Source organism: Ferrovibrio sp. MS7 (assembly GCF_038404985.1).
GTDB classification, from domain to species: Bacteria; Pseudomonadota; Alphaproteobacteria; order Ferrovibrionales; family Ferrovibrionaceae; genus Ferrovibrio; species Ferrovibrio plantarum.
Map to the genome: position 1 here is coordinate 281,865 of NZ_JBBKBA010000001.1, position 23,194 is coordinate 305,058.

Here is a 23,194-nt window from a genome sequence, read left to right on the forward strand (position 1 = left end):
GCGGCGCTACAACGCCGCCTCGGTACCGAGAATGTTGGTTGCCTGGCTGGAAAAGACGCCGCCACTGCCCTGGCAGAGTGCCAAGTCGGCACCCTGCACCTGACGGTCGCCGGCTTCGCCGCGCAATTGCCGGATCGCCTCGGTGAGCGTGAACAGGCCATACATGCCGGGATGGCAGCATGACAGGCCGCCGCCATTGGTGTTCACCGGCAGGCTGCCACCCGGCGCGATGGCACCGCTGGAGACGAAACGCCCGCCCTCGCCCTTGGGGCAGAAGCCGAGATCTTCCAGCAAAACAATCGTGCTGATGGTGAAGGCATCGTAGAGCGCCACCACATCGATATCCGCTGCCGCGACCTTGGCCTCGGCGAAGGCGCGGCGGCCGGTTTCGCTGGCTGCCGTGCGGCACACGTCTTCCATGGCGGAGACCTGCTTGTGCCAATGTTCGGCAGCGGCCCCCAGCAGGTAAACCGGCTTGCGTCGCAGCGAACGGGCGCGGTCGGCGCGGGTCATGATCACTGCCGCCGCGCCATCGGTGACCAGGCAGCAATCCAGCTTGCTGAGCGGATCCGAAACCATCGGCGAGTCCAGCACGGCATTGAGGGTGAGCGGATCGCGGGCAAAAGCTTCCGGGTTGAGTTGCGCCCATTGCCGCGCCGCCAGTGCCACAGCGGCCAAATCCTCGCGCCGCGTGCCGTATTCATGCATATGCCGCGCCGCCGCCAGGGCATAGGAACTGACCGGGAAGCGCGCTTCATACGGCGCCTCGATTTCCGACCAGTTGCCGGCCACCGCGGTCTGCAGCTTGCCGAGAGCGCTGCGCTGGTTGCTGGCATAGCAGATCAGTGCCACATCGCAGAGACCCGCATCCAGCGCCAGGGCGGCCTGCTGCACATGGCAGAGGAAGGATGAACCGCCGACGCGGTTGTTGTCGGAGAAGCGCGGGCGCAGGCCGAGATATTCGGCAAAGGCCAGCGTGCTGAGAAATTCCGTCTGCATGCCGGCGAACAGGCCATCCACCTGGCGCAGCGAGATGCCGGCATCCTCGGCGGCCTGCCTTGCCACCACCGCCATCATCTCAAGAGCCGAATGACCGGCCGCGCTGGAAATGAATCCGGTCGCTGCACCCACAAAGGCGGCCTTGCCGCGCAGACTGCTCATGGCGCGGCCTCATCGACATGGAATACCGGCGCCGGCTGGCCCTTGATGGTGGCGAGCGCAAGGCGCACGCGCTGGCCGATCCTAACCGCTTCCGGCGCCAGGCCGTCGACGCGCGACATCAGCCGCACGCCTTCATCGAGATCGATCAGTGCCACATTATACGGCCCGCCCTTGTCAGCCGGGCGGCGCACCACGGTGGTGGAATAGACGCGGCCAAGACCTGAAGGGACGACCCAGCCTAAAGCATCGGAGGCACAATGCGGGCAGATGGCACGCGGATAGAACACATGCCGCTCGCAGGCGCGGCAATGCTGGATGACAAAGCGGCCAGCCTTCAGTTCGGCCTCGTAATGCGCCATGGCGGCGTGTTCGGCAGCCATGGCTTTAGCCCGTCGCCAGTTCTGCGCGGCAAGCGCGTGCGGCGCACAGCCTTCGCGTGGTGTAGACTTCAACCCTGTTCGGCATACCAACGTTCCAGTCGATTGCTTTCCATCCGCGCGGCGCCAGCCCTAACCGCCTGGGCTTTTCAGCGCGGAAATCCCTGCGTTTTCTTCCCTGCTCTCTCTAGACTGAAAACTGTCTACAGATTACATTGTCAACAGTAGTATTCCCTTCGGGGAGCGTCAAGCAAAATGGCGCAGATAAGAAAACGCAGAACGATTCGGGTGGACGCGTCATGAGCTTGAGGCAGGGTCAGCCAGCTATGGGGCAGCCTAATATGGGACTGGCGGCACGGCGCGCGGCGCGGCTTTCGCTCTATGCCCTGTTCGAGAAGCAATGCCGGCTGCACCCGGAACGCACCGCCCTGGCCTACCAGGACAGCAGCCTGAGCTATGCCAGGCTGCGACAGCGCGCGGAAAGGCTGGCGGCTTTGCTGCACGACCAGGGCCTCAAGCCCGGCGACCGCGTCTGCATCCTGAGTGAAAACCATCCGATCTTTCTGGAATTGTCGCTGGCCGCTTTGCGGCTGGGCATCATCGTGGCCACATTGAACTGGCGGCTCTCGGGTCGTGAGCTGGCGCATTGCATTGCCCTGGTGGAGCCGAAAACCATCCTGGCCTCAGCCCGCCACCGTGCCAGCCTGGACGGCATCGGCCCATCCGGCAATCTGCTGGAGATCGGCACCACGCTGGAAAAGCAGCTAGACGGCCCGCTGCCGGCCCTGCCGCCGATGCCGGAAAGCGATCCGGAAGACGGCCTCTTCATCATCTATACCAGCGGCACCACCGGCCTGCCCAAAGGCGCATTGCTGAGCCAGCGCGCCATGCTGGCGCGCCTGATGGTCTATGTCACCGATTATGGCGTCGATGGCGGCGACACTTTCCTCGCCTGGTCGCCGCTCTTTCATATGGCTTCGGTGGAGCTGGGCCTCGGCACCCTGCTGCTTGGCGGCAAGGTGGCGGTGCTGGATGGTGCCGAGCTGCCGGTGATCTGCGACTATCTGGAACGCGAGCCGCTGAGCAACCTGATCTTCTTCCCCGGCATGGTGGAGCAGACCCTGGCCTATCTGCGACAACGACGGCCCCAGGTGAAGCGGCTGAAGAAATTCGGCGCGCTTGCTGATCTGTTTGCGCCGCGCGAGATCGCGGAAATGACCGCGCTGCTCGGCGTGCCTTTCACCAACACCTTCGGTTCCACCGAAACCGGCATGCCCCCGGCCTCCGCTGGGCGCCTGGCCGCTGGCGTGGCACCGACCGATTTCGCCAAGACCGAAAGCCTGCTCTGCGACGTGCTGCTGGTGGATGAAGCCGGCCAGCCGGTGCCGGATGGTGAACCGGGTGAATTGCTGATGCGCGGGCCGACCCTGTTCAGCGGCTACTGGAACGCGCCGGAAGCGACAGCGGAGGCCTTCGCCGGTGGCTGGTATCATACCGGCGACGTGTTCGTGCGCCGCCCGGATGGCCGGCTCGATTATGTCGACCGCCGCAAATACCTGATCAAGTCCGGCGGCGAGAATATCTATCCCGCCGAGATCGAGCGGGTGGCGCTGCTGCATCCCAATATCGCTGAAGCCGTGGTGGTGCGGCGGCGCGATGCGCGCTGGGGTGAAGTGCCGGTGCTGGTGGTGGCGGCGGAAGGCGAGGCGCCGGCAGCCGAAGAACTGATCGCGCTCTGCCGCCAGGAACTGGCGCCCTACAAGCGCCCGAAGCAGGTGTTGTTCGTGCCCAAGGGCAGCCTGCCGCGCAACAATACCGGCAAGGTGATCCGCCCCGAGGTGGAAAGCTGGGTAGCGGCGCAGGCGGCCGAGGAAATCAGTGCCTGAAGGCGTTCAGCGCGGGCGCCGCTTGTACATGATGGTGACTTCCATTTCCTGCACTTCCTCATTGCGCTGATTGAGGAAGGCGCGGGCGAAAGTGACCACGCCGCGATCCGGCTGGCTGGTCTCCTTCTTGGCGGTAACCGTGGTGCGCACGCGGATCGTGTCGCCATGCTTCACCGGCAGCTTCATGCGCCACTTGTCGATGCCGAGCAGCGCGATCAGCGTGCCGTCATTGATGCCGGAAGCGTAGTTCAGGCCGGCGGCAACCGCGAAGACCAGCGGGCCATGGGCGATGGGCTCGCCGAACGGCGTGTTCCTGGCATATTCGAAATTGGTATGCACGTCGTTGAAGTCGCCGGACAGGCAGGCGAAATTCACGATATCCGTGGAAGTCACCGTGCGCTGGCCGGTATAGAGCACCTCGCCGATGGTGAAATCCTCGAAATAGCGCCCACGCGGCGCCGGCTTCTGTTCGCTCATCGTCGGTCTCTCCTGCCCCATACGCCTATCCGTATTATAGGCCCATCAGCTTGGCGATGATATTGCGCTGGATTTCGTTGCTGCCGCCGCCGATCGGCCCAAGCCGCGAATCGCGGAACAGGCGCTGCATGTCATGCTCCATGGAATAGCCGGCGCCACCCATGATCTGCATGCCAATATTGGCACAGTCAAAATCGTTATCGGTGGCAACCAGCTTGCAGATGGCGGTTTCCATCCGCGCATCATAACCGGCATCGAGCATTTCCGCCGTGCGGTAGGTGACCAGGCGCGCCACCTCGGCCTTGATCCGCATATCGGCCAGCTTGTGCTGGATCACCTGATGACTGCTGATCGCCTGGCCGAACTGCACGCGCTCCATGGCATAGTTCTGCGCGATATCGATGGCCTTCTGGGCATTGCCGGCGCCACAGGCGGCGATGCTCATGCGTTCGAGATTGAGACCGCGCATCAGCTTGCGCCAGCCCTTGTTCTCCTCGCCGATCAGATTGCAGGCCGGCACCCGCACTTCGTCGAAGAAGATCTGGTTGGTATGGGTGGTGTGGCGGCCCAGGGTCTCGATCGGGCGGATGGTGACGCCCGGCGCCTTGGCATCGACCAGGAACATGCTGAAGCCGTTATAGGCCGGCTGCGCATCGGGATCGGTCTTCACCACCAGCACGATATAGTCGGCGACATGGGCCGAGGTGATGAACCATTTCTGACCGCGGATGATGTAGTCGTCGCCATCGCGCACAGCGTAGGTCTTGATCGCGGCGGCATCCGAACCAGTCTGCGGCTCGGTCAGCGCGAAGGCGATGTAGATCTCGCCCTTGATCATCGGCATCATGTATTGCCGCTTGAGATACTCGCTGCCGTTATGCAGCAATTGCAGACCGGCATAGATCACGCTGGTCATATACGTGGTGCCGAGGCAGGCATAATGATAGGACAGCGTTTCCAGCAGCACCGCGATATCCTTGTAGCCGCCGCCGAGGCCGCCATATTCCTCGGGATAAGGCAGGCCGAGCCAGCCATCGCGGGCCATCGCCTGATAGGCCTCGGTGGGCCAGCCGGCGGTATTGTCGAGTTCGCGAATCTTCTCGTTCGGCAAATGCTTTTCGGCCAGCGCCAGCAGGCTGCGGCGCATCATCTTCTGCTCGTCAGTGAAGCCGAAATCGTTAAATAAAGGCATTTTCCTTCCCCTTACGTGACGTACTGGCGCGTAATTCCCGGGCGCATAGCGTACTGGCTGGCCGCTTAGCAGCCTACATACACCGGCCATCTCAACATGTCATCTGCTTACTGTTGACATTTTGACCCTTGCCCGTTACCAAGGCTAAGGGATCGAAACGCCGTGATGTGCCGGGAGTCCAGCCTTTGACCACGCCAGAGCCTGACCGCCGCATGGGCGGCTGGGAGGGAACCGGTTACGACGCCATCGCGGTCGGCCAGACTTTTCCCCCCTATCGCCTGGCCGTGGACGCCACCGCCATCGCCGATTTCCGGCGCTGCCTGGGCGAAAAAGTGGACGGCATCGGCCCCGGCACCCGGATTCCGTCCTTCCTGCTCAACGAGCTGCGTGCTTTCAAGAGCAATGTCTACTTTCCGCCCGGCGTGCTGCATGCGCAAGAGGAACTGGAGATGCGCGGCGCCGCCCTGCTCGGCGAGGGATTGATCACCATCGTGCGGGTGGCCGACAAATACATCCGCAACGGCAAACGCTTCATCGTCATCGAACAGGCCGTGCAGGCTGGTACTGAACGCCGCGACGTGCTGCTGGTGCGCCACATCCTGTATTGGCCATGCTGAACCCCGCCAGCCTCACCCCCATCAGCCTCACGGTCGGCCAGCGCCTGGAGCGCCCTGGCCCAGCGCTTACCCAGTGGAGCTTCACCACATTCGGCCGCCTGCATGGCACCGATGCGCCAATCCATACCGATCCGGAATACGCAGCGAAAACACCGTTCGGCGGCACCATCGCCCATGGCATGATGCTGCTGGCGGTATTCGAATCCTGGCTCTGCGACCTGTTTGGTGCTGCCGCCTGGGATAATGGTGCCAATTTCCGCGCCAAGCTGCTCAACACCGTGAAGGCCGGCGAGCCGACCACCTACAGCCTGGAAGTGACCGGCCGCGATGCCACCGGCATTACCCTGGCACTGGCGCTGCATAGCGGCGAGCGCCTGCTGGCCATCGGCGAGGCACGGCTGGCATGGCCGGGAGGCGAACCATGATGAAAGCCAATCTGCCGCGCCTGATGCGGCCGCGCTCGGTGGCGGTGATCGGCGCCTCCGAGAATGCCACGCGCATCGGCGGCCGGCCGATCCGCTACCTGCTGGATGCCGGCTTTGAAGGCCCGATCTATCCGGTGAATCCGAATTACCAGACCGTGCAGGGCCTCACCGCCTATGCCTCGCTGCGCGATGTGCCGGGCCCGGTCGACATGGCGATCATCGCGCTGCCCGCCGTGCCGGCTATGGCGGCGATCCGCGATTGCGCCGCGAAACAGGTGGGGGGTGCTGTACTGTTCAGCGCCGATTTCGCCGAGGCCGGCGCAGAAGGCCGTACGCGGCAGGATGAGCTGAGCCGCATCCTGCGCGACGCCGGCATCGCGCTGCTGGGGCCGAACTGCCTCGGCGCCTTCAATGTCGCGCACCGTTTCTATGCCAGTTTCTCCGCGATCTTTGAGAGCGGCTTTCCGCAAGGTGGCGATGCTGGCATCATCAGCCAGAGCGGCGGCTTCGGCAGCCATCTGGCGAAAATCGCGTTGCAGCGCGGCGTCAAGGTCGGGCAATGGCTCACCACCGGCAATGAAGCCGGCATCGATGTCGGCATGGGCATCGAATGGCTGGCCAGCCAGCCCGATATCCGCATCATCATGGCCTATGCCGAGGGCGTGCATGCGCGCGAGACCCTGGTGGATGGCCTGGAAGCGGCACGCCGCGCTGGCAAGCCGGTGCTGTTCATGAAATCCGGCACCAGCGCTGTGGGTGCGGCGGCGGCGCAGACCCACACGGCGGCGATGAGCGGCAGCGACGCGGTGTTCAGCGGCATGCTGGAACAATATGGCGCGGTGCGCATCCCGCATACCGAGGCGATGGTGGATGCCGCCTACCTGCTGCAGCGCGCGCCGCGCCCGCGCGGCAACCGCGTCGGCCTGATCAGCATTTCCGGCGCCGTCGGCGTGCAGATGGCCGATACCGCCGCGCAATGCGGCCTGGAGGTGCCGCCGTTGCCCGATGCAGCCCAGGCCGCGCTCAAGGCGATCAATCCTTATGCCGCAACGCGCAATCCGGTGGATGTGACGGCGCAGGCTTTCAACAATCTCGATCTGGTGCGCGACAATCTGGATGTGGTGCTGCGCCAGGAGGGGCTGGATGCCCTGGTTGCCTTCTTCACCGTCACCGCCGGCTCCAAAAGCATCGCGCCGAAACTGTCACAGATTCTCTCGCCGCTGCCGCACCAATATCCCGACAAGCCGATGGTGCTGTGCATCGTTGCCGATACGGAAACCGTGGCGCGCTATGAAGCCGCCGGCTTCGCGGTATTCGAGGACCAGTATCGTGCGGTGAGCGCGCTGGGTGTGATGGCGCGGCTGCGGCCCGCACCCGAACCGACGCTACCCACGCCCGATTTCGCGGCGGCAACGGCTGCCCTGCGCCGCCATGACGGCACCGAATTCTCCGGCAAGGCGGTGCTGGCGGCACTCGGAATCAATGTACCGAAGGGCGGCGTTGCCAGCGATAGCGGCCGCGCTGTAGGCATCGCGCTGGAAGCCGGCTTGCCGGTGGCGGTGAAAATCCACAGCGCCACGATCCTGCATAAGAGCGATATCGGCGGCGTGGCGCTCAATCTCGCCACGCCCGATGCCGTGGCGGCGGCGGCCTCCGGCATGCTCGACCGTTTCGGCGGTGCCGTGCTGGTGGAAAAGATGGCGCCGAAAGCCGCGGAAGTGATTCTGGGTTTCCAGCATGACGCCGAACTCGGCCCCATCGCCATGATCGGCATCGGCGGTGTGCAGGCGGAAATCTACCAGGATGTCGCCTGCCGGCTGGCGCCAGTGAGTGCGGCGGAAGCCTTGCGCGCATTGCAAAGCCTGCGCGGTCGGCGGATTTTCGAGGGCTTCCGTGGCCTGCCGGCGGCCGACCTGCCGGCATTGGCCGCGATGATCGAGCGCCTGTCGCTATTCTTCGCCGCCCATGCCGCCGAGATCGACTCGCTGGAGATCAACCCGGTGCGCGTGCTGGCGCCGGGCCAGGGCGCCATCGCCTGCGACGCCGTGCTGCTGCGGCGCTAGCTTAAATTTTCGAAAGTACCTTGACGATCTTGGCGGCGTCGTTGCCTTGCTCGTTATCCACCAGCTTGTCCTGCGCCTCGCGCACATCGATATGGGCGCGGGCATTGCGCAGGTGGCGGCGCATTGCCGCCTCGGCCATGTCCGGATCGCGGCTGGCAATCGCCTCGACGATGGCCTTGTGCTCGTTCAACGCCTGCTGCGCGCGGCCGGTGCGGGTGCTGGACTTGAAGCGGTAGACGCGAAGCAGGTCGTAGAGGCCATCGCACAGCATCTCGGTGAGCCACTTGTTGCGCGAGCCCTTGGCAATGCAGAAGTGGAAATCCTCATCCTTCGGATTCTGGTAATAACCGGTACCGCCCTGCAGGCCCTTCTGCCGCTCATGCTCCGAGAGCAGGTTCTTCAGTTCCTCGATATCGCTATCGGTCATCTCGGTGGCGGCAAGGCGGCAGGCCATGCCTTCCAGCGCCTCGCGCACTTCCAGCAGCTGCTTCAGATCATGGATCGAGATATTGGCGACGCGGACACCGATATTCGGCGTGCGCTCCAGCAGGCGGCGGCCTTCCAGGCGGCGGATCGCCTCGCGCAGCGGGCCACGGCTGACGCCGAGCGCACTGGCCAGCGCCTGCTCGCTGATGCGGCGGCCGGGCTCAAGCTCGCCGGCAACGATGGCGGCTTCCAACCGTTCGGTCACGGTATCCACCAGCGATTGCCGCTGAACCTGATTGGTCAGAATACTGCTCATGGCTGTATAACCACTTCATTGTCCCCCGCGTCGCGGTTGGGTCCGCCGACCGCGCCGATTCCTGGTCGAGTATATAGTACCCTTGTCGGCAGTTTGCACCCTGTTTCGGTCACATCCCAGTCATCAGGCCTGCCGCATCACACCCGGTATAACACCTCGCCCTGAAACAGCCGGCGTGCCGTGCGGTAAAGGCTGGCCTGCGGCACGAAGGCAGCGCCGTCGCGCAGTTCCGCCGCCGCATCCACCAGCAGCATGCCGGAGGGATGGCCGACCCGCAGCGGCCCGGACTGGTCCGGTCGCAGCATCTGTTCCGCCAGGCTGCCTGGCACCCGACAGGCCGCCGCCAGGCAGAGCCCGCCGGTGATCGGCACCGCGCGGTGCGGCTGGCCGACCGAGATCATCCGCACCAGGATATCGGTTTCCTGGGCGCCATAGACCCGACCCGACAGGGCGGTGAATGCCTGGCTTGGCGCAATCGCGGCGATCTTCGGAATGCTGGGCATACGCGCCGCCGCCGCCAGGTCGGGCGTCAGCCCCATGGCCACGGAACCGGCCAACCGGATCGCCTCCAGCCGCTGCATCAGCGTGGCATCCTTTTCGAGCGCCGAGGGGGTTTCGGTGCCACTCAAGCCGAGATCCGCGGCACGCACGAAAATGCAGGGATTGGCGGCATCGATCAGGCTGGCCTCGATTACACTGCCATCCGAGAGGGTCAGGCGATCCACCGCATTGCCGCTCGGCAGCAGCTTGCCGGTCTTGGAACCGCCGGGCGCCAAAAAATCCAGACGGATCGGCGCACCGCTGCCGGCCACGCCATCGATCTCGCAATCGCCATCCACCGCCGCCATGCCGCCCTGCACCGGGAAGGTGGCGACAATGATCTTGCTGGTATTGGTGTTGTGCACACGCACGCTGACCATGCCATCGGCCGGGGCGCGGATGATGCCTTCATCGATGGCGAAGGGACCGACCGCGGACGACATGTTGCCGCAATTGCCGGCATAGTCGACCACTGCCTGATCCACCGATACCTGGGCGAAGGTGTAGTCGATATCGGCATCGGGTCGGCTTGGCGGGCCGATGATGCAGATCTTGGACAGCGACGAGACGCCGCCACCCATGCCATCGAGCTGGCGCCCATTCGGATCCGGCGAACCGATGGCGGCGAGAAAGATCGGCGCCCAGTCGTCGCGCCGTGCCGGCAGGTCGGCCTGGTGGAAGATCAGCGCCTTGGATGTACCGCCGCGCATGAAAACCGCCTTGAGCCGCCGCTGCATGCCCGCCTCCGCTTCAGCTTTGCGCGTTGCGCCAGGCAATATAGCGCCGGATGCCTTCCTTGGCATCGATCTTCGGCTTCCAGCCGATTTCCTTCTCGGCCTTGGCGCGACTGAAATTCAGCTTGTCCACCGCCGAGGAACGCACCGCGCGCTTGTCTTCCTGGTAGACCGGCTTGAGATTCTTGGCGCCATAGGCATCCAGCACGATGGACACCACCTCGGTCAGCGTGGTGTCGACACTGGTGCAGATATTCAGCACATGATTGCACGACTGGCTGATCATGGCATCGCGGCAGGCCTCGGCCACGTCGGTGACATAGATATAGTCATGCACTTCGCTGCCATCGCCGACGATCACCGGCGCCTCGCCACGCCGCACCTTCTCGCAAGTCTCGGCAATGAACACGGCATTCACCGCGCGCCAATGCTGGCGTTCGCCATAGACAGAAGAGAAGCGCAGCGCATTGAACTGCAGGCCATGGCTGCGGGCATACTGCGCGCAGAGCCCCTCACCCATGATCTTGCTGGTGCCGTACATGATCGAGGCTGGCGGCAGGCCGGCCATGGTGAAGGGGGTTTCCTCGGTGATGACATCGGCGGTGGAGCCGCCATAGGTGGAAACCGAGGACGAGAAGATGATGCGGCGCACCTTGGCAATGCGGCAGGCTTCCAGCGTGTTGACCAGGCCGCTGGTATTCACCGCGATGCCGAGCGACGGGTTCTGCGACATCGGCAAAGTGAGGAAGCCGGCCAGCGCGAAGACGCCATCGACACCCTGCAGCGCATCAATCAGTTCGTTCAGCCGCAGGATATCACCACGGATCAGCTTGACGCGCGGATCATTCAGCAGATGCGCAATGGTCTCGGGCGTGCCGAGCGAGAAATTGTCGAATAGCCGCACCTCACGCGCGCCATCGGCGAGCAGCACATCGGCGATATGCGAGCCGATCAGGCTGGCACCGCCGGTGATCAGATAGACGGCATCCTTGACACTGTAAGCCATTCCCGTTTCTCCCGAACCTACTGCTTTATGCTGTCTTACTTCTTGTTTTTATCCTGAGGCATGCCCTGCGGCGTGATGGTCTTCACGATGCTGGCATCCAGGGCTTCATACTCATGGTAGCCGATGGCGTCGTAAAGCTCGGCGCGGGTCTGCATCTTGTCCATGATCTTGTGCGTGCCACCATCGCGTTGGATCGCGGCATAGAGTTCTTCCTGGGCCTTGGCGGCGACGCGCAGTGCGCTCACCGGCCAGATCACCATGCGGTAGCCCATCTCCTCGAATTCCTTCGCGGTGAAGAAGGGCGTGCGGCCGAACTCGGTCATATTGGCTAGCAGCGGCGCCTTCACCTGGCGGGAGAATTCGCGGAACATCTCGGCGGAAGTCAGTGCCTCGCAGAAAATCGCGTCGGCGCCGGCCTCAAGATACATCTTGGCCCGCGCCACGGCGCCATCCAGGCCTTCGCTGGCCACCGCATCGGTGCGCGCCACAATCACCAGGTGCTTCCGCGCCTTGGCCGCCGCTGCGACCTTGGCCGCCATGTCAAAGGCGCTGGCCAGCTTCTTGTCATTCAGGTGGCCGCATTTCTTCGGCAGTAACTGATCTTCGATCTGCACCGCGCCGGCACCGGCTTCCTCGAAATTCTGCACCATGTGCATGACATTGAGGACTTCGCCATAGCCGGTATCGCCATCCACCAGCACCGGCAGGCCTGAAGCCCGGGCAATCTGGCGCAGGAAGAAGCAGACATCGTTGATCGAGATGATGCCGAGATCGGGCAGGCCCATCGAGGCAGTCATGGCCGCGCCGGAGAGATAGAGGGCCTCGAAACCGGCAGCCTTCGCTTGCAGGGCGGCGAGGCCGTTATGGGCGCCGGGAATCTGCAGGATCTGCGGCCTGGCGAGCAGGTTGCGGAATGCCAGGCCAGCCGGTGTATCGGGACGTTCGGCGCCGATCAGATAGGGCATGAAGCGTCTTCTTTCGCTGATTTCACGTCTTGAGCACGAATGGATCGCGTTCCTGCGACGAGAAATCGATCATCACGTTCTTGGTCGTTGTGTATTCCTGCAAGGCCTGTTCGCCGCGCTCGCGGCCGAAGCCGCTTTCCTTCATGCCGCCGAACGGAGCCTGCGCCGCCAGGGCACGGTAGGTATTCACCCACACCACGCCGCTTTCCAGTGCCCGCACCATGCGGTGCACGCGGCCGACATCGCGGGTCCAGACGCCGGAAGCCAGGCCATAGGCAGTACCGTTGGCAATCTGAATCGCCTCGGCCTCATCCTTGAATTTGATGATCGCCAGCACCGGGCCGAAGATTTCCTCCTGCGCCAGGCGGGCATCGGGCGCCACGCCGGTGAAGATGGTCGGCTGCACGAAGAAGCCCTGCGCCAGGACGCCATCGCGCGCCGCGTCGCCGCCAGCCACCAGCTTGGTGCCGGCCTGCTTCGCCGCCGCAATGAAATCCAGGATGCGGTTGAACTGCTGCTCATTGGCAGCCGTACCCATCTCGGTCGCCGGATCCATCGGATCGCCGAGCTTGATCGCGGCGGCACGCTTCACCAGGCGGTCCACCACCTCGTCATGCACCGCCTCATGCACCAGCAGGCGCGAGCCGGCGATGCAGGTCTGGCCGGTGGCACCGAAAATGCCCGCCAGCGCGCCGGCCACCGCCTTGTTGAGATCGGCATCCTCGAAAATGATGTTCGGCGATTTGCCGCCGAGCTCCATCGTTACCGGCACCAGGTTGCGACCGGCGGCGGCGGCGATCTGGCGCCCGACCTGGGCGCTGCCGGTGAAGCTGATGCGGTTGAGCCCCGGCAGTTCGGTGAGTGCACGGCCGGTTTCGCCATCACCCGTCACCACATTGATCACGCCCTTGGGAAAACCGGCCCTCTCCGCCAGGGCAGCGAATTCCAGGGTCGTCGCCGAGGCATGTTCGGACGGCTTGATCACGGCGCAATTGCCCGCCGCCAGCGCTGGCGCCAACTTGTTGGCGAGCAGCGAGATCGGCGAATTCCAGGCGGTGATCAGCGCCACGACGCCGATCGGCACCCGCATCACATAATCGAATACATCCGGCTGATCGAGCGGAATCACGCTGCCGTAGATCTTGTCGGCATAGCCGGCGAAGAAGCGGTATTGCCGCGCTGCGAACAGCATCTGCGGCTTGGTCTCGCGGATCACCTTGCCGTTGTCGGTGGTTTCCAGCCGCGCCATGCGGTCGGCGTCCGCCTCCAGCAATTCAGCCAATTTCAGCATCAGGCGCTGGCGCTCGAGACCAGAGCGCGCACTCCAGTCCGGAAAGGCACGCCGCGCCGCCGCCACCGCATCGGCCACATCGCTGGCCTCGGCCTGGGGAATCGATGCCCAGGCCTGGCGGTTGAAGGGATTCACCGCTGGAAAGCGGCGCCCCTTCGCGCCATCGCGCCAGGCGCCATCGATGAATAGCTGATACTGCTTCGGCTCACTCATAACGCGGCGTCCCGTGCCTCAGTTCTTGCCCTGCACATAGGCAGAAGCGCTTTCACCGGCCAGCTTGCCGAACACCGAGCCCGACATCAGGCCGGTGCCACCCGGATAATTCTCGAAGAACAGGCCGCCCACCAACTCACCGGCGGCATAGAGGCCGGGGATCGACTGATCGGTCATATCCTGCACTTCGCCCTTGGTGTTCACCTGCAGGCCACCGAAGGTGAAGGTGATGCCGGTGGTGGTGACATAGGCGACATAGGGCGGCTTGTTGATCGGCAAAGCCCAGTTCGACTTCGGGACCGGCAGACCGGTGGTCTTCTTGCCGTCCAGAATCGCCGGGTTATACGGCTCCGGGCCGCAGGCGGCATTATATTCGTTGATGGTCTTTTCCAGCGCCGCCGGATCGAGGTCGAGCTGCTCGGCGAGGCCGGCAATTGTGTCGGATTCCGCCTTGGTCACTTCCTTGATGCGGTATTCATCGCGCAGCATCTTCACCGTCTGCTGGTCGAAGATCTGGATCGCGGTGCGGCGCGGCTGCTTCATGATCTCGCGGCCGAACTTGGCGTAGGTCAGGTTGCGGTAATTCTCGCCTTCATCGACGAAGCGCTCGCAATCGAGATTGACCATGATGCCGAGCGGGTAGGAATGCTTCTGGAAATTATCCAGCACCCAGCGGTCGCCATAGGGCGGTGCCGAGATATCCCATTCGCAGGCATGGCAACTCGACCAGTTGCCATAAGGGCGCGCGCCGATCGCCAGCGCCATGTTGATGCCTTCGCCCATATTATGCCGGGTGCCGCGCACGCGGCAGAGGTCCCAGCCCGGGCCGAGATAGCGCACGCGCATTTCCGGATTGGATTCGAAGCCACCGCAGGCCAGGATCACGGCCTTGGTCTTGATCTCGGAATAGCCATCCTTGCTGCGCACCTTGACGCCGGTGATGACGCGGTTCGGCTCCTGGATCAGGCCCACCGCCGCGGTGCCATAGCGGATTTCGATGCCGAGCTTCTCGGCGCGGGCGATTTCGGCTTCCACCAGGCCGGCGCCGCCGCCCACAGCCTCGATATTCACACCGCCGTAGAAGTGATGCTTGCCATCGACAATATAGGACTGGCGGCCGAACATCGGCACGAACCGGATGCCATGGCTGCGCAGCCAGGCCATGGTCGGGCGCGAGCGGTCGACCAGCAGGTTGGCCAGCGATTCATCCGACTGGTGATGGGTGATTTCCATGAGCTGATCGTAGAAGAACTGCCGCGTATGCTTGGGCAGCACGATCTGGTTGCGCTCGGCATCGGAAAGGTCGGTCAGGATGTCCTGGCATACATCCTCAAGGCCATCATGGGCGAAGCGGAAACCGCCGGCGGTGAAGTAGGAATTGCCGCCGCGCTCGGACTCAGGCGCACGCTCCAGCACCAGAACCTTGGCGCCATTCTCGCGTGCCGACAAAGCCGCGCACAAAGCCGCATTGCCGGCGCCAGCCACAACTACATCATACTCCATCGCTTCCTCTCCCTTTCGTCGCTTTCTCCGAGCCCCGGTGCAGGATAGGCTCGCGCAATTCGGTGATTCCGGATACTAGAACAATATCGCAAACTGTCAACAGTTTTCAGTCTGTCGGTCCTCTGGCGGGCCAGGCAGTGAAACTCTCCCGCGTCGCCGGGCCATCGCCGAGCGCCGCCAGCATGGTTTTCAGCTTCGCCTTGGCGATCTTCTCCACATTGGCGCGGGGGAATTCCTCCACCACATGCACTTCGCGCGGCACCTTGAAGTCGGCCAGGAGCTTACGGCATTGCGCCGTCACCAGGGCCGCCACCGTATCCGGCGCTGCATCGGCCAACGGCCCGCCGAGGCGAACGAAAGCCACCGGCACCTCGTCCAGCATGGCATGGGCCTTGGCCACCACCGCCACTTCCTCCACGCCCGGGATGCCGGCAATAACCCGTTCGATCTCGGACGAGGCGACATTCTCGCCACCGACCTTCAGCATGTCCTTGAGCCGGTCGGCGAAACGCACCGAGCCATCCTCCAGCAGCGTCACCTGATCACCGGTATTGAAGAAACCCTCTGCATCGAAGGCCGCCGCGGTGGCCACCGGGTCGCGGTAATATTCCTGGAACAGCGACACGCCGCGCTGGCCGGCGATATGGATCGTGCCGGTCTCGCCGCGCTGCACCGGACGGCCATCGGCATCGAGGATGCGGATCGAGTATTCCGGCGCGGCGCGGCCGATGGCGCCATAGGTCACTGGCAGATGCGGATAGCCGATGATACCCTGGGTCAGGGTCTCGGTCATGCCCCACCAGCTCAGCGGCTTGATGTTGAACTTATTCACTACCAGGGGATCGGAGAAAGCCACACCCCAGCAGCGGAAGTAATGCGCGCGCGGCACTTCCACATTGGCCAGCGCGCGGTAGCAGAAGCCGGTGATCGAACTCCAAGTGCAGCGGTTCTTCAGCGCCACCGCCCAGAAACGGCTGGAACTGAAACGTGGCTGCAAGACCAGGGTGGCACCCGCCCAGAAACTGGCCAGCCAGGAATAGGACAGCGCATTGGTATGGAACAGCGGCAGCACACAATGATGCACATCGCTCGGCAGCAGGCCTTCATGGCTGGCACTGACCCGCGCCGCCCAGAGTGCATTGGCATGGGTCCACAGCACCGCCTTGGGCCGGGACGTCGTGCCGGAGGTATATTGCACCGCCAGCGGCGATGAAGGCAGGACCGGGGCGCGGCTTTCCGGTGTGACCGCAGACAGCAAGCTGTCGAACCGTTCCGAACCGGCCTGTCGCGCGGCGAAGCTGGCCGGCTCGCCGGAGTCATTGTCCGTCACCACGATCCAGCGCGCGTCGCGGCAGGCGGCCTGCACCATGGCGGCATGGCGTGGCTGAGTGATCGCCGCGATGGTACCGCTATGCTCGAAGAAATAGCCCAGTTCCTCGGCCGAACAGCGCGTGTTGGTGGTCACCGCCACGGCGCCAGCGATGCCGCAGGCACACCAGCTCAGCAGGAATTCCGGGCAATTGTCGAGATGCACAATGATGCGGTCGCCCGGCCGTACGCCGCGCTGGCGCAACCCTTGAGCCAGCCGCTGCGCCAGGTCGTAGAATTCGGCATAGCCGATGCTGCGGGCCGGACGCTCGAAGGGCTCAAAGACGATGAAGGGGTGATCGCCGCGCTGCTTCGCCTGGGTGGCGAGCAGCCATTCCAGATTCTGGCCCTCGAAGGGGCTGAAGCAATCGGCGAAAGGTCCCACGGTGTGACTATGCTCTCAGGCTTCAGGCATCCGGCTCGAAGACCGGCAGCTTGCCACCTTCGAAGGGCAGGAATTGCAGCCGCACCCGCTGGCCGATGCGCAGCGTATCGAAATCGCAATTGACGATATTGCTCAGCATCATCGCGCCTTCATCCAGCGCGATATAGGCCATGGCATAGGGCACCGGCGCCTTGCGCATCACCGAGAGCGAGTAGATTTCGCCCTTGCCGGCGCTGTCGCGCCATTCGGTCTGGTCGCTGAAGCAGAGCGGGCAGATCGAACGCGGATAGTAATGGTACTGCTGGCAGGCGTTGCAGTAGCGCAGCACCAGGCGTTCCTCGCGCGCAGCAGCCCAGAAATGCTCGGTCTCCGGGCTAAGCGTCGGCACCATGATGTCGCGGATGGCAGCGGCTTTGCTCATGGCTGGTTCACTCCCGCTCGAGGATCAAGGTGGCACTGCAATGGCGGTTGGTAAGTGCCGAACCGCCGATGGCATTGGCCAGGGCCAGGCGGCAATCCTTCACCTGCACCTTGGGATGCGCCTCACCGCGCAACTGGCGCACCGCTTCGATCACCTTGGTCATGCCGCCGCGATTGGCCGGGTGGTTGTTGCACAGGCCGCCGCCATCGGTGTTGAACGGCAGCTTGCCAATGCCGGAAATCAGGTTGCCATCGGCAACGAAGCGACCACCCTCGCCCTTGGCGCAGAACCCGAGATCCTCGATCTGGATCAGCGTGGTAATGGTGAAGCTGTCGTAGAGCGAGGCATAATTGATGTCGGACGGCCTGATGCCAGCCTCGGCGAAAGCGGTGGCGCCAGACTTGGCCGCCGCCGAGACGGTGGCATTAATGCGACCGCCGGCGCTGTGCTTCACCGACTCACCGGTGCCGCGCACCTTGATCAGCGGCCGCTTCAGGCTGCGGGCGATTTCCTCCCGCGCTACGATCAATGCACCACCGCCATCGGTGATGACGCAGCAATCCAGCCGGCGCAGCGGATCGGCGATCACCGGCGAATTCACCACATCCTCCACCGTCACCACCTCGCGCAGCAAGGCGTTCGGATTGTGCTGGGCGTGATGGGAGGCCGCCACCTTGACCCAGGCGAGTTGCTCGCCGGTGGTGCCGAATTCATGCATGTGGCGCGCCGCCGACATGGCATACATGTTGACGACGGTGGCACCGAAAGTGGCCTCGAACGGCACATCGGGCGAAGAGGCATTATAGATGCGCGGCGTGGTGCCAGTGGCGACGCCTTCCGAACGCGGCCGGCCGCCCAAAGTGATCAAGGCGACATTGCACTTGCCCGCCGCGATTGCCTCTGCGGCATGGCCGACATCCATGACATAGCTGGCGCCGCCGGCCTCGGTGGCATCGAAATGCCGCAGGTTGAGGCCGAGATATTCCACCGTCTGCAGGCCGCCCGGCGTATCGCCGGCGCAGAAATAGCCATCGACATCAGCAATCGACAGGCCGGCATCGCGCAGCGCACCTAATGCCGATTCGGCATGCAGTTGCACCACCGACTTGTCGGCGGCCTTGCGCGTCGGGTGCTCATAAATTCCCGCGATATACGAGGCGCTGCGTAAGCTCATGGGCAATGGCCTTGTGCAAGCCCCGCTCCGATGCGGGAGCGGGGCATGTGGGGAGGGAAAGACTCAGATCGGATCCCAGCCGATGACGTCGGCGGTGCGGCTGAGGGGCAGGAAATTCGCCTGCATCGCCGGCATGCCATGCTCGGCAATGGTCTGCGGCGTCCAGCCTTCGCCGCGATGCACCGAGCGGATCGGGCGATGCTGGCTGAAGAGATAAATCTCGTTCATGCGCGAGGCAAAGATTTGCCCGGTAACATGGATGGAAAGATCGCTGGCGAGATAGACCGCCAGCGGCGCGACCTTCTCCGGCCCCATCTGCTGCAGGCGCTCGACGCGGCGTTCCTTCTCCGGGTCTCCCTCGGTGGGGATGGTGCCGATCAGGCGGCTCCAGGCGAACGGCGAAATGCAGTTGGAGCGCACGTTGAAGCGCTGCATATCGAGCGCGATGCCCTTGGACAGGCCGATGACGCCGAGCTTGGCGGCGGCATAGTTGCTCTGGCCGATATTGCCGATCAGGCCCGAGGTGGAGGTGAAATGCACATAGGAGCCGCTGTTCTGCTCCTTGAAATACGGCGCGGCGGCACGCGCGACATAGAAGCTGCCGAGCAGATGGACCTTGATCACCATCTCGAAATCCACCACCGACATGCGGTGGAAGATGCGGTCGCGCAGGATGCCGGCGTTGTTCACCACGCAGTCGATGCGGCCAAAATTGTCGATGGCGGTCTTGATGATGTTGTTGGCGCCAGCCGGCTCGGCGACGCTGTCGGTGTTGGCGGCGGCAATACCGCCGGCCTTGCGGATCTCATCCACCACCGACTGGGCCGGCGAGGCATCGGCACCATCGCCTTCCGGCGAACCGCCGAGATCGTTCACCACCACCTTGGCGCCTTGTTCTGCCGCCAGCACGGCGATGGAGCGGCCAATGCCGCGGCCGGCGCCGGTAACAACGATCACCTTGTCCTTGAGACACTGCTCGGATGCCATGTTTTCCTCCTCACGCATCGTTTGGCCGGCAACAGAAGCATATCCGTCCGGCTGTATTGTAAACTGTAATCTGTCTACAATCTTGAATCCTGTCAACCAATCGACTGCTCAAATCCGCCGCTCGGCATTCTGCCAATAGGGTTCACGCAGCCGCCGCTTCAGCAGCTTGCCGGCATCGTCGCGCGGCAGGTTGTCGCGGAACTCGATCACCTTGGGCAGTTTGAAGCGGGCCAGGCGGGCGGCGAGGATGGCGCGGATCGCGGCCTCGCTGCTGCTGCCGTCCTGCACCACGATGGCCATCAGCGCCTCGCCGAATTCCGCATCCGGGATGCCGAACACGGCACAATCCTGCACGGCGGGAATCGAAAGCAGCGCCGACTCGATCTCGGTCGGGTAGATATTGACGCCGCCGGAAATCACCATGTCCTTCTTGCGGTCGCAGAGGAACAGGAAGCCATCGCCATCGAGATAGCCGATATCCCCGCCGGTGATCAGGCCATTGCGGCCGATCTGGCGGCGGTCTTCATCGCGGTTGTGGTAGGTGAAGTCGGGCAGGAAATCGAGGCCGACATAAAGTTCGCCCGGCTGGTCCGGCGGCAGCAAAGCCCCATCCTCGCCCACCACCTCGATCCGCGCACCGGCAATGGCGCGGCCGACCGTGCCGGGATGCGCCAGCCATTCGGTGCTGTCGCAGACCGCGACGACACTGGATTCGGTGGTGCCATACCATTCATGGATGATCGGGCCGAACCAGTCGATCATCGCCCGCTTCACATCCGGCGGGCAGGGCGCGGCGGCATGATGCACGGCGCGCAGCGAACTGAGATCGTAGCGCCGCCGCACCGCTTCCGGCAGCCGCAGCAGGCGCACGAACATGGTCGGCACCATCACGATATTGGTCAGGCGGTGCTTTTCCACCAGCCGCAGCAAATCCTCGGCATCGAATTTCGGCATCAGCACCAGACAATCGGCCACCTTTGCACCGGCGATGGCGAATACATTTGGCGCGGCATGATAGAGCGGTGCCGGCACCAGCAGGCGGATGCCGGCGCGCAGGCCATAGACCTCCTCGCGCATCCGCTCGAGCCGCGCGCGCTGCTCAGGCGTCGGTGGATTGCGCCGCACACCCTTCGGCTTGCCGGTGGTGCCCGAGGTATAGATGATGCTTTCCGGCGCCGGCACTGGCGGCTTGTCCCATACTGGCTGCGCCGCCAGCCATTCCTCGAAGCGCGTCATTCCGGCCGGCGCTGCAATCTTGGCGGCCGGTACGCCATAGGCCTCGCGCACTTCCGCCGGCACATCCGCGACAATCACCGCGAAACGGCCACTGTTCAGCACAGCCGCCGGCACCAGGTCGAGCAAGTCGGCATGCACCAGCAGCACCTTGGCGGCGCAATCGCCCAGCACATACTCGATTTCCGGCGGCGCCAGATGCCAGTTCAGCGGCACGGCCCAGGCACCGAGCATGGCGGTGCCGAGACTGCATTCGATAAACGAGATTTCATTGCGCATCAGGATCGCCACCGCCGTGCCCGGCCCGATGCCAAGCGCGGCAAGACCGGAAGCGATACGCGCCGCGCGCTCATTCACCGTCGCTATCGGCCGAACCGTGGCGCCTGAAACAATCGCCCTGGTCATGCGTAGACCATCTTGCCGTTATCCAGCACCACCACATTGCGCTCGACCACGCGGCAGCGGAAACCGGCCAGGCCGCTCTCCTGCTTCCAGATTTCGGTGCGGATCGTCTCGCCCGGATAGACCGGGGCCGAGAAACGCACATTGAGCTGCTTCAGCCGCGTCGCATCATTGTCGCAAAGGCTGCGGATCAGCGCCCGACCGGCCACGCCATAGGTGCAGAGGCCATGCAGGATCGGGCGTTCGAAACCGGCTGCCGTGGCAATCGCCGGATCGGCATGCAGTGGGTTGTAGTCGCCATTCAGGCGATAGATCAGCGCCGAGTGTTTCCAGGTCGGCAGGTCGCAGACCAGATCCGGGGTGCCTTCCGGCAGCTTGTGCACCGGCTTGGCCGGGCCGGACGGACCACCGAAGCCGCCATCGGCGCGGGCGAAGCTGGAAAGGCCGACGGTGCAGACCAGTTCGCCGCTAACGGCATCGCTCAATTCACGCTTGATGTAGATCAGCGCCCCACGGCCCTGGCCCTTGTCGATGATCTCCTCGATATGCTGGCGGCCGACCAGCTTGCCGCTCGGCGGCAGCGGACGATGGATGGTGAGGAACTGCTCGCCATGCAACACATGGCGCCAGTCGACACCGGTATCGGGCTGCTTCAGCCAGAAGCCCGGCGAACACAGCACTGTCGCCATGGTCGGTAGCGCCTGGATATTCTCCTCATAGGCAAAGCGAAGGTCGCGCGGATCGGTGGGATCATCGCCGCAGCAGGTGCCCACCGCATAGAGCAGGGTGTCGCGCGTGCCGTATTCCTGCACGATCGGCTCAAATTTGCGGTTCTTCAATGCTTCGTAGGAAATCGCCATGACTATAGCCTCGCCTTACACCGCTGCCTGGATCGCCACCTTGTCGTCGATCAGCGCCTGGATCTCGTTTTCCGGGATGCCCCATTGCGCCAGGCCGGCGCGGGTTTTCTGCCCGGCACGCGAAGCCGGACCGGCGATTTCCGGCTTGGTGCGACTGAAGCGCGGCGCCGGCACTGGCTGCAGCACACCATCCACCTCGGTGAAGTTGCCGCGCGCCACGTTATGCGGATGCAATGGCGCCTCCAGCGGACTCAGCACCGGCGCGAAACAGGCATCGGTGCTTTCCAGCAACGCGCACCATTCGTCGCGCGTGCGGGTCTTGAACAGGGCCGTGAAACGCTCGCGCAAAACCGGCCAGCTGGCGGGATCGTTCTGGTCCGGCAGGCCGGCATCGGCAAGGCCGACCTTCTCCAGGAAAAGCTGGTAGAACCGCGCCTCGATGGGGCCGATGCAGATATAGCCGCCATCCTTGGTCTCGTAGCTGTCGTACCACGGGCGGCCGCCATCCAGCACATTCTTGCCGCGCTCGTTGACCCAGCCTTTGCGTGCCAGGGCGCCGAACAGGAAACTGGCCAGCGAATTGACACCATCGACGATGGCGGCATCCACCACCTGGCCCTTGCCGGAACGCTCGCGCTCCCACAGGGCGCAGAGAATGCCGAACAGCATGTAGAGCGAACCGCCACCGAAATCGCCGATCAGATTGAGCGGTGGCACCGGGGCGCCGCCGGCGCGGCCGATGGCATGCAGCGCGCCGGTGATGGCAATATAGTTGATGTCATGGCCGGCGGCCTGGGAGAGCGGCCCATCCTGACCCCAGCCGGTGATGCGGCCATAGACCAGCTTCGGATTGACCTTGGCGCAATCCTCCGGTCCAAGGCCGAGACGCTCCATCACACCGGGACGGAACCCTTCGATCAGCACATCGGCCTGCTGCACCAGGCGGCGCACCGTTTCCACCGCCTGCGGCTTCTTGAGATCGAGCGCGATGGACGGCCGGCCACGGTTCAGCACTTCGAAACGCGGATCGCGCTCGCCCTTGGCGCCGACGGCATCGGCGCGGTCGATGCGCAGCACCTCGGCGCCCATATCGGACAGCATCATGGCGCAGAACGGCCCCGGCCCGATGCCGGCCATCTCGATCACTTTCAGCCCTTTTAACGGTCCCATAC

The 23,194-nt window shown here is 64.0% G+C and carries 21 protein-coding genes; 4 read left to right on the forward strand and 17 right to left on the reverse strand.

Annotated elements, in window-relative coordinates; all coding sequences use genetic code 11:
- Window positions 1-6 precede the first annotated feature (6 nt).
- Both V6B08_RS01270 and V6B08_RS01275 read right to left on the reverse strand, forming a co-directional pair.
- Window positions 7-1,161 (reverse strand): acetyl-CoA acetyltransferase, encoded by a 1,155-nt coding sequence (locus V6B08_RS01270; protein WP_341977298.1) that lies wholly within the window; start codon window positions 1,159-1,161, stop codon window positions 7-9.
- The gene (locus V6B08_RS01275) at window positions 1,158-1,541 is read right to left on the reverse strand and encodes a Zn-ribbon domain-containing OB-fold protein (RefSeq protein ID WP_341977300.1); all 384 of its coding nucleotides are present in this window, start codon (window positions 1,539-1,541) and stop codon (window positions 1,158-1,160) included. The genes V6B08_RS01270 and V6B08_RS01275 overlap by 4 nt, the downstream gene beginning before the upstream one ends.
- A 338-nt stretch (window positions 1,542-1,879) precedes the next feature.
- On the opposite strand from V6B08_RS01275, the gene V6B08_RS01280 reads away from it, so the two are divergent.
- Entirely contained in the window at window positions 1,880-3,424 is a 1,545-nt protein-coding gene (locus tag V6B08_RS01280; RefSeq protein WP_341977302.1) for a class I adenylate-forming enzyme family protein, read from the forward strand.
- Between the two features lie 6 nt (window positions 3,425-3,430).
- Here V6B08_RS01280 and V6B08_RS01285 read toward each other — a convergent pair whose 3' ends face one another.
- Window positions 3,431-3,901 carry a MaoC/PaaZ C-terminal domain-containing protein gene (locus V6B08_RS01285; RefSeq protein WP_341977305.1) on the reverse strand — a complete coding sequence of 157 codons (471 nt, stop codon included), beginning with the start codon at window positions 3,899-3,901 and terminating at the stop codon, window positions 3,431-3,433.
- A gap of 34 nt (window positions 3,902-3,935) precedes the next feature.
- Window positions 3,936-5,093 (reverse strand): acyl-CoA dehydrogenase family protein, encoded by a 1,158-nt coding sequence (locus tag V6B08_RS01290; RefSeq protein ID WP_341977307.1) that lies wholly within the window; start codon window positions 5,091-5,093, stop codon window positions 3,936-3,938.
- 185 nt (window positions 5,094-5,278) lie between these two features.
- On the opposite strand from V6B08_RS01290, the gene V6B08_RS01295 reads away from it, so the two are divergent.
- The 3 genes from V6B08_RS01295 to V6B08_RS01305 are packed head-to-tail and all read left to right on the forward strand — an operon-like array spanning window position 5,279 to window position 8,198.
- Window positions 5,279-5,710 carry a hypothetical protein gene (locus tag V6B08_RS01295; protein ID WP_341977309.1) on the forward strand — a complete coding sequence of 144 codons (432 nt, stop codon included), beginning with the start codon at window positions 5,279-5,281 and terminating at the stop codon, window positions 5,708-5,710.
- Window positions 5,704-6,135 (forward strand): MaoC family dehydratase, encoded by a 432-nt coding sequence (locus tag V6B08_RS01300; protein WP_341977311.1) that lies wholly within the window; start codon window positions 5,704-5,706, stop codon window positions 6,133-6,135. The genes V6B08_RS01295 and V6B08_RS01300 overlap by 7 nt, the downstream gene beginning before the upstream one ends.
- The gene (locus V6B08_RS01305) at window positions 6,132-8,198 is read left to right on the forward strand and encodes an acetate--CoA ligase family protein (RefSeq protein ID WP_341977313.1); all 2,067 of its coding nucleotides are present in this window, start codon (window positions 6,132-6,134) and stop codon (window positions 8,196-8,198) included. The genes V6B08_RS01300 and V6B08_RS01305 overlap by 4 nt, the downstream gene beginning before the upstream one ends.
- Window position 8,199: 1 nt before the next feature.
- On the opposite strand, the gene V6B08_RS01310 is transcribed toward V6B08_RS01305, so the two are convergent.
- The 13 genes from V6B08_RS01310 to V6B08_RS01370 all read right to left on the reverse strand — a co-directional run bounded on the left by V6B08_RS01310 (window position 8,200) and on the right by V6B08_RS01370 (window position 23,192).
- Window positions 8,200-8,940: a GntR family transcriptional regulator gene (locus V6B08_RS01310; RefSeq protein WP_341977315.1), complete on the reverse strand. Its 741-nt coding sequence runs from the start codon at window positions 8,938-8,940 to the stop codon at window positions 8,200-8,202.
- 137 nt (window positions 8,941-9,077) lie between these two features.
- Window positions 9,078-10,217 (reverse strand): 2-methylaconitate cis-trans isomerase PrpF family protein, encoded by a 1,140-nt coding sequence (locus tag V6B08_RS01315; protein ID WP_341977317.1) that lies wholly within the window; start codon window positions 10,215-10,217, stop codon window positions 9,078-9,080.
- A 13-nt stretch (window positions 10,218-10,230) separates the two neighbouring features.
- The gene (locus V6B08_RS01320) at window positions 10,231-11,220 is read right to left on the reverse strand and encodes a GDP-mannose 4,6-dehydratase (RefSeq protein WP_341977319.1); all 990 of its coding nucleotides are present in this window, start codon (window positions 11,218-11,220) and stop codon (window positions 10,231-10,233) included.
- Between the two features lie 35 nt (window positions 11,221-11,255).
- On the reverse strand, window positions 11,256-12,185 hold the full coding sequence (prpB, locus tag V6B08_RS01325) for a methylisocitrate lyase (protein WP_341977321.1): 930 nt from the start codon (window positions 12,183-12,185) through the stop codon (window positions 11,256-11,258).
- 22 nt (window positions 12,186-12,207) lie between these two features.
- Entirely contained in the window at window positions 12,208-13,689 is a 1,482-nt protein-coding gene (locus V6B08_RS01330; RefSeq protein ID WP_341977323.1) for an aldehyde dehydrogenase, read from the reverse strand.
- A gap of 18 nt (window positions 13,690-13,707) precedes the next feature.
- Window positions 13,708-15,192, reverse strand: coding sequence for an FAD-dependent tricarballylate dehydrogenase TcuA (gene tcuA, locus V6B08_RS01335; RefSeq protein ID WP_341977325.1), 1,485 nt, complete (start codon window positions 15,190-15,192; stop codon window positions 13,708-13,710).
- Between the two features lie 106 nt (window positions 15,193-15,298).
- The gene (locus V6B08_RS01340; RefSeq protein ID WP_341977327.1) at window positions 15,299-16,945 is read right to left on the reverse strand and encodes an AMP-binding protein; all 1,647 of its coding nucleotides are present in this window, start codon (window positions 16,943-16,945) and stop codon (window positions 15,299-15,301) included.
- Window positions 16,946-16,967: 22 nt separating this feature from the next.
- Window positions 16,968-17,366, reverse strand: a complete 399-nt coding sequence (locus V6B08_RS01345; protein ID WP_341977329.1) for a Zn-ribbon domain-containing OB-fold protein — start codon at window positions 17,364-17,366, stop codon at window positions 16,968-16,970.
- Between the two features lie 7 nt (window positions 17,367-17,373).
- Window positions 17,374-18,540: a thiolase family protein gene (locus tag V6B08_RS01350; RefSeq protein WP_341977331.1), complete on the reverse strand. Its 1,167-nt coding sequence runs from the start codon at window positions 18,538-18,540 to the stop codon at window positions 17,374-17,376.
- A 63-nt stretch (window positions 18,541-18,603) separates the two neighbouring features.
- Window positions 18,604-19,527, reverse strand: coding sequence for an SDR family NAD(P)-dependent oxidoreductase (locus V6B08_RS01355; protein ID WP_341977333.1), 924 nt, complete (start codon window positions 19,525-19,527; stop codon window positions 18,604-18,606).
- A 108-nt stretch (window positions 19,528-19,635) separates the two neighbouring features.
- The gene (locus tag V6B08_RS01360) at window positions 19,636-21,165 is read right to left on the reverse strand and encodes an acyl-CoA synthetase (RefSeq protein WP_341977335.1); all 1,530 of its coding nucleotides are present in this window, start codon (window positions 21,163-21,165) and stop codon (window positions 19,636-19,638) included.
- Window positions 21,162-22,022 carry a MaoC/PaaZ C-terminal domain-containing protein gene (locus tag V6B08_RS01365; RefSeq protein WP_341977337.1) on the reverse strand — a complete coding sequence of 287 codons (861 nt, stop codon included), beginning with the start codon at window positions 22,020-22,022 and terminating at the stop codon, window positions 21,162-21,164. The genes V6B08_RS01360 and V6B08_RS01365 overlap by 4 nt, the downstream gene beginning before the upstream one ends.
- Window positions 22,023-22,037: 15 nt before the next feature.
- A complete protein-coding gene (locus V6B08_RS01370) occupies window positions 22,038-23,192 on the reverse strand; it encodes a CaiB/BaiF CoA transferase family protein (RefSeq protein ID WP_341977339.1) in 1,155 nt (384 codons plus the stop codon).
- Between the last annotated feature and the right edge of the window lie 2 nt (window positions 23,193-23,194).

What these genes read in the sequence shown, in the direction of transcription:
- V6B08_RS01330 (WP_341977323.1), bottom strand. Translation starts at nt 13,689, where the DNA reads ATGAGTGAGCCGAAGCAGTATCAGCTATTCATCGATGGCGCCTGGCGC.
- V6B08_RS01305 (WP_341977313.1), top strand. Translation starts at nt 6,132, where the DNA reads ATGATGAAAGCCAATCTGCCGCGCCTGATGCGGCCGCGCTCGGTGGCG.
- tcuA (WP_341977325.1), bottom strand. Translation starts at nt 15,192, where the DNA reads ATGGAGTATGATGTAGTTGTGGCTGGCGCCGGCAATGCGGCTTTGTGC.
- V6B08_RS01365 (WP_341977337.1), bottom strand. Translation starts at nt 22,022, where the DNA reads ATGGCGATTTCCTACGAAGCATTGAAGAACCGCAAATTTGAGCCGATC.
- prpB (WP_341977321.1), bottom strand. Translation starts at nt 12,185, where the DNA reads ATGCCCTATCTGATCGGCGCCGAACGTCCCGATACACCGGCTGGCCTG.
- V6B08_RS01370 (WP_341977339.1), bottom strand. Translation starts at nt 23,192, where the DNA reads ATGGGACCGTTAAAAGGGCTGAAAGTGATCGAGATGGCCGGCATCGGG.
- V6B08_RS01345 (WP_341977329.1), bottom strand. Translation starts at nt 17,366, where the DNA reads ATGAGCAAAGCCGCTGCCATCCGCGACATCATGGTGCCGACGCTTAGC.
- V6B08_RS01350 (WP_341977331.1), bottom strand. Translation starts at nt 18,540, where the DNA reads ATGAGCTTACGCAGCGCCTCGTATATCGCGGGAATTTATGAGCACCCG.
- V6B08_RS01320 (WP_341977319.1), bottom strand. Translation starts at nt 11,220, where the DNA reads ATGGCTTACAGTGTCAAGGATGCCGTCTATCTGATCACCGGCGGTGCC.
- V6B08_RS01315 (WP_341977317.1), bottom strand. Translation starts at nt 10,217, where the DNA reads ATGCAGCGGCGGCTCAAGGCGGTTTTCATGCGCGGCGGTACATCCAAG.
- V6B08_RS01360 (WP_341977335.1), bottom strand. Translation starts at nt 21,165, where the DNA reads ATGACCAGGGCGATTGTTTCAGGCGCCACGGTTCGGCCGATAGCGACG.
- V6B08_RS01280 (WP_341977302.1), top strand. Translation starts at nt 1,880, where the DNA reads ATGGGACTGGCGGCACGGCGCGCGGCGCGGCTTTCGCTCTATGCCCTG.
- V6B08_RS01355 (WP_341977333.1), bottom strand. Translation starts at nt 19,527, where the DNA reads ATGGCATCCGAGCAGTGTCTCAAGGACAAGGTGATCGTTGTTACCGGC.
- V6B08_RS01290 (WP_341977307.1), bottom strand. Translation starts at nt 5,093, where the DNA reads ATGCCTTTATTTAACGATTTCGGCTTCACTGACGAGCAGAAGATGATG.
- V6B08_RS01310 (WP_341977315.1), bottom strand. Translation starts at nt 8,940, where the DNA reads ATGAGCAGTATTCTGACCAATCAGGTTCAGCGGCAATCGCTGGTGGAT.
- V6B08_RS01270 (WP_341977298.1), bottom strand. Translation starts at nt 1,161, where the DNA reads ATGAGCAGTCTGCGCGGCAAGGCCGCCTTTGTGGGTGCAGCGACCGGA.
- V6B08_RS01300 (WP_341977311.1), top strand. Translation starts at nt 5,704, where the DNA reads ATGCTGAACCCCGCCAGCCTCACCCCCATCAGCCTCACGGTCGGCCAG.
- V6B08_RS01275 (WP_341977300.1), bottom strand. Translation starts at nt 1,541, where the DNA reads ATGGCTGCCGAACACGCCGCCATGGCGCATTACGAGGCCGAACTGAAG.
- V6B08_RS01285 (WP_341977305.1), bottom strand. Translation starts at nt 3,901, where the DNA reads ATGAGCGAACAGAAGCCGGCGCCGCGTGGGCGCTATTTCGAGGATTTC.